The following is a 9,249-nucleotide window of genomic DNA, read 5'->3' on the forward strand; positions in this document are numbered from 1 at the left end:
TCCTTCGCCAGTGCCCGCATCGTCAGCGCTGCGAACGCGGCGGCCGGCGCCGGCAGCGGCGGTGGCACGGCGAAGCGGTGCCGTTCGGCCATGACGTGCGGCCGCGGATCGGCGTCGAACGGCGGCGAGCCCGCCAGCAGCTCGTAGAACACCGCGCCGAGCGCGTACACGTCGGCCCCGACCCCGGGGGCGGCGAGCTCGTACACCTCCGGCGCGAGGTATGGCGTGGAGCCGATCACGCTGGTCGGGGCGATGCCGCCGGTGGCCTCCAACAGCCGGGCGATGCCGAAGTCGGTGAGCCGCGGCGCGTTGTCCGCGGCGAACATGATGTTCGACGGCTTGATGTCGCGGTGCAGCAGGCCGAGGCGGTGCACGCGGTGCAGCGCGGCGGCGACCGCGGCGACGGTGGCGCAGGATGCCTGCGGCGACAGGCCGGCGTGGGCGCGCTCGGCGAGCGTCCCGCCGGGAAGCAGCTCCATGACGATGAGCGCCAGGTCGTCCGCGCGGACGTAGTCGTACACCCGGACGATATGCGGATGGTCGAGGCGAGCGATGATCTGCGCCTCGGCGTCGACCTCGGCACCCGCCGACGCCTCCGACGCGGACAGCCCCAGCACCTTGATCGCCACCGGCCGGCCGAGTCGGCGGTGCCGGCCGGCGTAGACACGGCCGAACCCGCCACTGCCGAGCTCCCGCCCGACGTCGTAGTCGGGCAGCGCCGCCCGGACGTGTCCCTGCACGATCACGCGCTTCCCCGCGTCCACAACGTCGCCGGTGACCCGACCGGTGCGGCCAGGAGACCTGACTCTAACCGGGCATCCCGCACGTCGCGGGGATCGGAGACGGTCGCCTGGGCGACTGTCCGCGGGGCGCCCGGCAGGCCGACGGGCCTCGGACAGTGTCATCACTGTTGCGCTTCGCCATCCGAGGAGAAGCTTTGGTCCCTGTCCTCACCTGGATGAGGTACTCGCACGCCGTCACGATGATGAATCAGGTGGGGCGGAACGGGGCCTTCAAAGACCAGTTCACCGACCGGGAAGCGATGGTGCGCACGTTCACGGAACACAACGACGCGGTGAGACGCCAGATCCCGGCCGACCGGCTGCTCGTACTCGGCCACGCAGCGGCACGCGTCCTCGGCGTCGACGTCTCCGGTTCACAGGCTCCAGGTCCAGATGGTGCCCTGCCAGTGGCCGGAGACGACGAGGGCTCGGCTGCCGAGATTGCTGGCAGCGATGGATTCCGCGGCTTTGTCGGGGCCCGTGAGACCGTTGCCGTAGGGGCGGCCGGTGGCCAGGTCCCAGATCCGGATGGTGGCGTCGTCGCTGCCGGCGATGGCCACGCTCCTGCCGCCCGCCGTACCGACGGCCACGCTCTTGACCGCATTGTTGATCCGATCGCCGAGGGGCTTGCCGGTGGGGGTGGCCGTGGTCAGATCCCAGGTCCGGACATCGCCGTCGTCGCCGCCGGACACCGCGAGGGGCCTGCCCCGCACCGTCCCGATCGCCACAGTCCCGACCTTCCTGTCGTGACCACCGAGGAGCCGGCCGGCCTGCCGCGTGGCCACGTCCCAGCGCCGGACCGTACCGTCCGCGCTGCCGGACACGGCGACCACCTCGCCGCTGATGGTGCCGACGGCGATGCTTTTCACCTCGGAGTCAAGTTTCTCCCCGAGGATGGTGCCGGTCAGCCTGGGCTGCGCCGGGTCCCAGAGCCGGACCGTGCGATCGTCGCTGGCGGACATCGCCATGGGCCGCCCGTTCAGGGTGCCCAGCGCCACGCTGTTGATTCCGCCGCCGAGCTGGTCGCCCAGGCGGGCACTGGTCGGCGGGTCGGCGGTGAGGTCCCAGGCCCGCAGGGTGCCGTCCACGCCGGCGGACACCGCGAGAGAGCCGGCCAGCGCGACGGAGTAGACAGGCCCGCGGTGACCGGCGAGGGGAACGCTGCGGGGCCTGCCCGTGACCGGGTTCCACAGCTGCACGGTGCCATCGGCGCGGCCGGCGATGACGACGGGATCTCCTTTCAGCGTGCCGAGGGCAACGGACCAGACGTGGTTGTCCAGGTCGGTCGAGGGGCTGAGAAGTTTCCCGACGGGGCTGTAGGCGTCACTGGCGGCAGGTGACGACGAAGGGCCGGGAACAGCCCCCGTGGCCTCCGGTTCCGTCCCGCTCCACCCGCTGGCGAAAAAGACCGCACCGGCTCCCAGCGCTGCCGTCCCTCCCCCCGCTATTCGCAAGATGATTCGCCGTCGAGAGGGAAGAGGCTTTTCGCGAGCCGGCGGAGGCGGCAACTCCTCTTCCACCACACGGCTGGTCTCGGCCGGGGATGCGGCGGGAGATGGCGTCTCTGCGGGAGATGGCATCTCGACCGGGAATTCAGATCGGGCTCGGCCGGCGGGACGGCGCTGCTGACGCTGGTAGCGGTCGACCTGCTCGCGAAGCCTGCGATACGCCAGGTCCCAGGCGCGCCTGCTGTCCAGACCCGGCGGAAGACGGATACTCTTCTCCGCTGCGACACGCAGGCAGGTATCCACGAAGGCCTCAACACTTGCCAACTCAGGCACGACCGGAGTACGCAGGTTCGTCATGCCCCCGATGGTGCCCCGCGTGATAAGAGGCTTCCCCTTTTCCCGGTTGCCGGGATTCCCTTTTTCATCGCGGGGCGCGGTCCACTGGCTCGCCTCCTCCAGCGCCCGCATGGAGAGACCGACGGCCTCTCGCAGCGCCCTTAACCGGTGAATGAAATCTGTTCGCGGATCACTCGATACCTCCACGCGGCTCCCCCCGGGCAGTCGTAGACAGGCTGTCCGTCCGGCACCGCCGGACGGACAGAACTCAGTCTAAGTGCCCTGACCAGCGGCTGTCAGAAACTTTGTCCGAATCTCAGCCCTGGAGCTGACGGACACCCAGCCGCGGCCAGATCGTTGACCGTGACCGCCGGACCGGACGGCTGCCGCAGCAGGACTGCTCGGAAATGTGCTTTTCAAGCTCTGACGAAGGGACTCGACCTCCCCATGCCCGGCCAGGACCATCCACTGCCCGCTGGCTCGACAATCACCACATTCAACCGACCCGCGTTGACGGGGCGCCTCCGTGCGATATGGCTCGCGATAGGTCTGGCCTCGGTGGCGCTCATGCTCGCGCCTACCACCGCGCACGCCGCCGGCCGGACACGCGTAGAGATCACCAACGCGCGGTCGGGACTGAAGGCCGACGTCATATGGGGATCCAGGGCCTCCTACCAGGGGGTTTTTCTCTGGCGGAACAACACCAGCGCCTCCCAGGAGTTCGACCTCCTCGACAGCGGCGACGGGTACTTCAGAATCCGCGCCCATCACTCTGGCCAGTGCCTGATGCTCGACGATCGCGCGGGAACCTACCGGAACGGAACGCGCGTCGTGCAGAACACCCGCTGTGCCGCCGGCGACCGCCTCGCGGAGTGGCGGCGCGGCCGGGTGGACTCCCCGCCGCAGTGCTCGGGCGAGGTCTGCTCGACCACGAACTCCTCCTATCAGGTTCTGATCAACCGTGCGACCGGACTGTGCCTGGACGCCGACAACGGCAGGGCCACCGCGCCGCGCGAGCAGGCAGTGCTGCAGCAGTGGGACTGCATCCACAGTCCAGACGACTGGAATGCCGGAAACCAGATCTGGCGCATTGGCAACGAGGCCTCCCTGTAGGTAGTCCGGACCGAGAGAAAAAGGACAGAATCGTGTCGTACGCAACGAGGCCCCGCCCTCGTGTACCCGGTACGCCGCCGAACCGCGGCGTGACGCGGCGGTGAGCACCAGAGCGTCCGCAGGTGCCCGGGAAGAGCGGGCCGAACGGACCAGCATCCTCTGGACGTTCCTTGGCACGCTGGCCAGCGCCGTCATCACGGCTCCGCTGGACGACAACTCCCAGCACCTGATCGCCGTGGCCATCGGCGCCTTCATCAGCGCGGTCGTCACCGAAGGTCGCCGAGGAATTGTCTTCGTCGTCGGCGTGGCGGCGCTCGCCTGGTTCGTCACCTGCGGCAGCAGCACCGGACTGGCCAGACTGGCACCCGATTACCAGACGTACCTGCCGACGTTCGCCGACCCTCCGCCGTCCGACGGGGGAACCGCAATTCCGTCGCCGACGCCAGCCGTGCCGTCCGAGACACCGGACGCGGGTACCCGACCCGATGCTCCCGCCGTCGTGAAGTGCACCGACACCTGCGTGATCAACCTCGTTGGCACCGGAACCAGCCCGGTTCTCATCGACGAATACTCCTTCCCAACAGCGCACCCGGGCTTCACCATTGCGCCCGCCGACGACGGCTGCTCCGGGAAGACCCTGGGGCCAGGGGAACATTGCACCATCACCGTCAGCTTCACCGCCGATCCTGCGGGCGGCATCCGGCGGACCACCCTGCTCATCCACGAGAAAGCCCTGCACCGCGCATTGCCGAACCGGGTCACGCTCGTCGGCGGCGAAAGCGAGGCCGAGCCGACGACCCCTCCGCCGTCCACCACTGCACCGTCCACCACTGCACCGTCCACCACTGCACCGTCGACAACATCCCCGTCCACCACCGCATCGTCCACCCCCGGATCGATCCGTACACCCGGTGCGTTCCGCTGAGGCAGCGCCAGCCCTCCGGCGCCGCGGCCAGCCAGGCCGCGGCGCTCAGGCCGGCGGGTCCTCGCCGGTCAGGCCGCGAGGAGGCGGACCGGCAGCGCGCGGGCGCCCCGGACCGCCAGGTGCGGGCGGTAGGTCGGGTCGGCGGTGACCTCGATGGAGGTGACGCGGTCGAGCAGGGCAGTCAGCATGATCTCGGCTTCCAGGCGCGCGAGGGGGGCGCCGAGGCAGTAGTGGATGCCCTGACCGAAGCCGAGGTGGCGGGCGGGCTGGCCGGGGCCGGCCTCGCGATTGGCCGCGTAGCGGGTGATGTCGAAACGGTCCGGGTCGGGGAAGACGTCGGGGTCGCGGTGGGCGGCGGCGAGCACACCGATGACACCGTCGCCGCGGTGCAGCGCGTGCCCGGCGATCTCGGTGTCGGCCAGCACCGAGCGGGCCAGCCACTGGATCGGTGGGTCGAAGCGCAGCGTCTCCTCGATCGCCGCGGGCACGAGGTCGCGGCGCTCGCGCAGCAGCGCGTACTGCTCGGGGGCGCCAGCGAACGCGAGGACGGCGGCGGAGACGAGGTTGACGGTCGTCTCGTAGCCGGCGACGAGCAGCAGCACACACAGGTCGAGCAGTTCGTCCGCGGCCAGCCGGTCACCCTGTTCCTGGTCGGCGATCAGGGCGCTGAGCAGGTCGTCGGCGGGCTCGACCCGGCGTCTGGCGATCAGCTCGGTGAAGTACCCGGCGAAGCCCCGGGTGCCCTCGGCGCGCGCGGCGCGCTCCGCCGGGGACATCATCTGGTCGGGGTCGAGCCCGCGGGTCAACGCCGACGCCCAGCCGCCGAAGACCTCCTCGTCGCGTTCCGGTACGCCGAGCAGGGTGCAGATGACCCGCAGCGGCAACGGCCGGGCGAACGCGTCGACGAGGTCGACCTCGCCGCGGGCGACGGCGTCGTCGAGCAGGTCCGCGGCGAGTTCGCGGGCCAGCGAGCCGAACCGGGCGATGCGCCCGGGGGTGAACGCCCGGCTGACGAGACGACGCAGGCGGGTGTGCGTCGGCGGGTTGGACCGCAGCATCGAACGCAGTCCCTCCTCCACGTCCGTGACCGGGCGGAAGACGCTTTCGGCCATCGTCAGATGACCGAAAGCCGGATCGGACAGCAGCCGGATGCAGTCGGCGTGCCGGGTGAGCACGCCGATGCCGGGCGAGCCGGCGGACATCGTGTGCCAGCGACCGGCCTCCCGCAGCGCCCGCAGCGCCGGGTAGGGATCGGCCCGGTGGCGGGGATCGAAGACGGCGAGCAGCTCGGCGGATTCGGTCGTCAAGGTTCTGCCTTTCCCACTACGCCCGGGACATCGCCGGAAGAACAGTACCGCCCCGACCCGACAGCCCGGTGAATTTCGAACGACGGGCATTGGACTCGATATCTCTTTCGTATCGCACGATGAAATCTGGCCGGGCCGGCCGAAAGCGCCTTGACCTGCCCGGGTGACGACCGGACGATGACGCCCGCGGGGGCGCGGAACAGCGCGCCGCGCATATCCGAGGCAATCATCCGGATCCGCACCACGAAGGAGCGGGGATTCATGACCTCAACAGAGCTCGGCCGCGTCGTCCCCGACGCGCTCGACCTGTTTGACGACGCCCACCGGCTCGACCCCTATCCCGACTACCGACAGCTGCGGACCGCGGGTCCGAGCGCCGTCCGACTCGGCGACACCGAGGTGACCGTGCTGTCCCGGTTCGCCGACTGTGCCGCCGTGCTGCAGAGCCAGGCCTGGGGGCACGGCAACGTCGACCGCCTCAGCCCCTTCTGGGACCAGGAGAAGAGCCTGCCGGGTTCGTTCATCCGGATGGACCCGCCCGATCACCGGCGGCTGCGCGCCCTGGTGAACAAGGCGTTCAGCGCGCGGATGGTCGCCGACCTCGCGCCCATGATCACCCGAGTGGTGGACGGGCTGGTGGACCGGGCGGTCGAGGCGGGCGGGCTCGACGTGGTCCGGGACCTGTCGTCGCCGCTGGCGCTGGCGATGGTCGGGCAGCGCCTGCTCGGTGTGCCCGAGCAGGACGCCGAGCAGCTGCGACGGTGGGAACTGGCGATCGCCCGCGGCACCGACCCGGAGCCGCTGCTGTCCCCCGCGGAGATCGCCGAACGGGACGCGGCCGGGGCCGGCGTCGTCGGCTACCTGACGGACCTCGTCGCGCGCCGCCGCGCACACCCCGAGGACGACCTGCTCAGCCGCCTCGTCGCGGTCGAGGAGGCCGGCGAGGTGCTCAGCGTCGCCGAGGTCATCGGCATCTGCGTGCTGCTGCTCGTCGCCGGCATGGAGACCAGCATCAACCTGGTCGGCAACGGCATCCTGGCGCTCATCCGCCACCCCGACCAGCTCGCACTGCTGCGCGGGCGGCCCGACCTGGCCGGCCCGGCGATCGAGGAGATCCTGCGCTACGACACCCCGACGCAGTTCACGATGCGGGTCGCCCTCGCCGACACGACCGTCGGCGACCGCGCGTTCCGCCGCGGCGACGGGGCCATCGTGCTGATGGGTTCGGCGGACCGGGACGGCGAGGTGTTCACCACCCCGGACGAGGTCGACGTCACCCGCTACGCCACGCCCGGCCACTCCCCCCGCCACCTCGGCTTCAGCCTTGGGCTGCACTACTGCCTCGGCGCCCCGCTGGCCCGGTTGGAGGCGTCGACCGCCATCCGCACCCTGGTGGATCGCGCACCGGGCCTGCGCCTGGCCACCAACGAACTGGACTACCAGCCGAGCATCATCCATCGCGGCCTGCGTGCGCTGCCGGTCGAGCTGGCTCCCTCCACCGTCTGAGACGTCAGCGGCCTCGGACGGCACGAAGCCGCCCGCGGCCGCTGACGCGAGGGACCTGACCACTATCAGGGTTCGCGCCGCGGGAGTGCACCGCGGTGCACGATACGACCCCGTCTTGTGGTGGCCATAACCGCGAGGAGACCGATCCGCCGCGAGGCGTCGAGGCGTCGAGGCGTCGAGGCGTCGAGGCCGGTATCTTGACAGGGCTCGATGTGGATGGGCCGGGCGACTGCCCGCATAAGTTACCGGGAAAGGCTCACTATGCGGCGTGGAAACGAACGGGGAGTTCGGACAGGCCGCGGATGAGCATGTTCGGCTTGTACGACAGGGTGTCGGTCCGCAGTTCCATGCCGCCGACCCGGCGCAGCACCGCGGCCAGCAGGATTTCCATTTCCAGCAGCGCGAGCGGCGCGCCGAGGCAGTAGTGGTGGCCGAGGCTGAACGACAGGTGCCGGCTGAACGGCTTCGCCGCGTCGGGCCGGGTGCGGTCGAAGCGGGTGAGGTCGAAGCGCTCCGGGTCGGCGTAGGCGGCCGGGTCACGGTTGGCGCAGGCGATGAGGGCGACGATGCCCTCGCCGGGGGCGAAGACGCGCCCGGCCACGGTCATCTCGCGCTTCGCGGCGCGGGTGTTCATGTGGATCGGCGAGTCGTAGCGCAGCAGCTCGTCGACGGCCGCGCCGAGCAGCTCCGGCCGACCGCGCAGCAGCTCGAACTGCTCGGGATGACGGATGAGGGCGAGCATCCCGTTGCCGACCAGGTTGACGGTCGTCTCGTGGCCCGCGACGAGCAAGGTGACGCAGGTGCCGAGCAGTTCCTCGCCGGTCAGCCGGTCGCCTTCGTCCTCGACGGCGGCGAGCAGGCTGATCAGGTCATCGCCGCCCGACCCGCGCCGGGCCTTCTCGACGAGCTCGCGGAAGTAGGCGAGGAACTCGGGGATCGTCCCGTTGCGGTGGGCCAGCGACTCGGGTGTCATCAGCACGTCGGGGTCGAAGGCGCGCGCGATCGCCTGCGACCACACCTGGACCTGCGCGTGGTCGGCGGCGGGCACGCCGAGGATCTCGCAGACCACGGTCAGCGGCAGCGGGTAGGCGAGGGTCTGGATGAGGTCGAACTCGCCGGCGCCCAGCGCGTTGTCGAGCAGCTCCTCGACGAGTGCTTCGATCCGGGGCCGCAGGCCGTGCACGACCCGGGGGGTGAACGCCTTCGTCACCAGGCCACGCAGGCGGGTGTGGTCCGGCGGCTCCATCCACAGGAACGTCGACGGGAACGCCTCGGCGGGCAGCGTCGGGTGCAGCTGGTGGGCCTCGCGGTCGTGGCCCCAGTCCTGGTTCGCGAGCACCGCCGTGCAGTCGGCATGGTTCGTGGCCAGCGGCAGGCCGAACGGGCCGTCGTGCAGCGGGCCGATCTCGCGCAGCCGGACGTAGATCGAGTACGGGTCGGCCCGGTTCGCCGGGTCGAACAGCTCGGTGATCAGCCGGGACGACGGCGTGTCGCCGCCGGCGAACACCGGCGCCGGTGGTTCCAGCGACAGTGTCGGGCGGACGGCGCCAGCCGGGTTCGAGGAGCCGGCCGGGTTCGGGGAGAGGGACGTGTCGGGATGGACGGTGACCATCTAGGGTGTCCTCCTGCGGAGTCGGGCGCCCGCCGCCGGCAGCGGTCGGTCGCCCTCAGGGGCGGGTGGCCTCGGCGGGATCGGCGATCGCACGGGCGGGACTGCCCTCGGCCGTCCGACCCGCCCGCGGGGTCGGGGCGAGCACCCGGACGGCGAGCGCCGGGCGCAGCAGGGCGGTGGGTGGGTCGACGAGGTTGACCACCCGCATGAGGGTCCGGGC

Annotated in this window: 8 protein-coding genes; 3 read left to right on the plus strand and 5 right to left on the minus strand. The window is 70.9% G+C overall.

Translation table 11 applies throughout. The features are described 5' to 3' along the window. The 3 genes from MXD58_RS13050 to MXD58_RS13060 form a co-directional block, all read right to left on the minus strand. Positions 1-746, minus strand: a 746-nt coding sequence (locus MXD58_RS13050; protein ID WP_250609357.1) for a serine/threonine-protein kinase, incomplete at its 3' end; no start/stop codon positions are given. Positions 747-904: 158 nt separating this feature from the next. Beyond that, positions 905-1,120 (minus strand): hypothetical protein, encoded by a 216-nt coding sequence (locus MXD58_RS13055; RefSeq protein WP_248837394.1) that lies wholly within the window; start codon positions 1,118-1,120, stop codon positions 905-907. Positions 1,121-1,156: 36 nt separating this feature from the next. Continuing rightward, complete coding sequence (locus tag MXD58_RS13060; protein WP_248837393.1) at positions 1,157-2,698, minus strand: WD40 repeat domain-containing protein; 1,542 nt, start codon at positions 2,696-2,698, stop codon at positions 1,157-1,159. Positions 2,699-3,013: 315 nt separating this feature from the next. On the opposite strand from MXD58_RS13060, the gene MXD58_RS13065 reads away from it, so the two are divergent. Together MXD58_RS13065 and MXD58_RS13070 are read left to right on the plus strand one after the other, a co-directional pair. After that, positions 3,014-3,679 (plus strand): RICIN domain-containing protein, encoded by a 666-nt coding sequence (locus MXD58_RS13065; protein ID WP_250609358.1) that lies wholly within the window; start codon positions 3,014-3,016, stop codon positions 3,677-3,679. 100 nt (positions 3,680-3,779) lie between these two features. Beyond that, positions 3,780-4,604 (plus strand): hypothetical protein, encoded by an 825-nt coding sequence (locus MXD58_RS13070; RefSeq protein ID WP_248837392.1) that lies wholly within the window; start codon positions 3,780-3,782, stop codon positions 4,602-4,604. Between the two features lie 68 nt (positions 4,605-4,672). On the opposite strand, the gene MXD58_RS13075 is transcribed toward MXD58_RS13070, so the two are convergent. Further along, entirely contained in the window at positions 4,673-5,911 is a 1,239-nt protein-coding gene (locus MXD58_RS13075) for a cytochrome P450 (protein ID WP_248837391.1), read from the minus strand. A gap of 261 nt (positions 5,912-6,172) precedes the next feature. Between MXD58_RS13075 and MXD58_RS13080 the strand changes: the two genes are divergently transcribed. Next, a complete protein-coding gene (locus MXD58_RS13080) occupies positions 6,173-7,417 on the plus strand; it encodes a cytochrome P450 (RefSeq protein ID WP_248837390.1) in 1,245 nt (414 codons plus the stop codon). Between the two features lie 259 nt (positions 7,418-7,676). Here MXD58_RS13080 and MXD58_RS13085 read toward each other — a convergent pair whose 3' ends face one another. Next, positions 7,677-9,029: a cytochrome P450 gene (locus tag MXD58_RS13085; RefSeq protein WP_248837389.1), complete on the minus strand. Its 1,353-nt coding sequence runs from the start codon at positions 9,027-9,029 to the stop codon at positions 7,677-7,679. Positions 9,030-9,249: the final 220 nt, after the last annotated feature.

Source organism: Frankia sp. AgKG'84/4 (assembly GCF_023242965.2).
Classification (GTDB): domain Bacteria; phylum Actinomycetota; class Actinomycetes; order Frankiales; family Frankiaceae; genus Frankia.

What these genes read in the sequence shown, in the direction of transcription:
- MXD58_RS13060 (WP_248837393.1), bottom strand. Translation starts at nt 2,698, where the DNA reads ATGCGGGCGCTGGAGGAGGCGAGCCAGTGGACCGCGCCCCGCGATGAA.
- MXD58_RS13065 (WP_250609358.1), top strand. Translation starts at nt 3,014, where the DNA reads ATGCCCGGCCAGGACCATCCACTGCCCGCTGGCTCGACAATCACCACA.
- MXD58_RS13080 (WP_248837390.1), top strand. Translation starts at nt 6,173, where the DNA reads ATGACCTCAACAGAGCTCGGCCGCGTCGTCCCCGACGCGCTCGACCTG.
- MXD58_RS13085 (WP_248837389.1), bottom strand. Translation starts at nt 9,029, where the DNA reads ATGGTCACCGTCCATCCCGACACGTCCCTCTCCCCGAACCCGGCCGGC.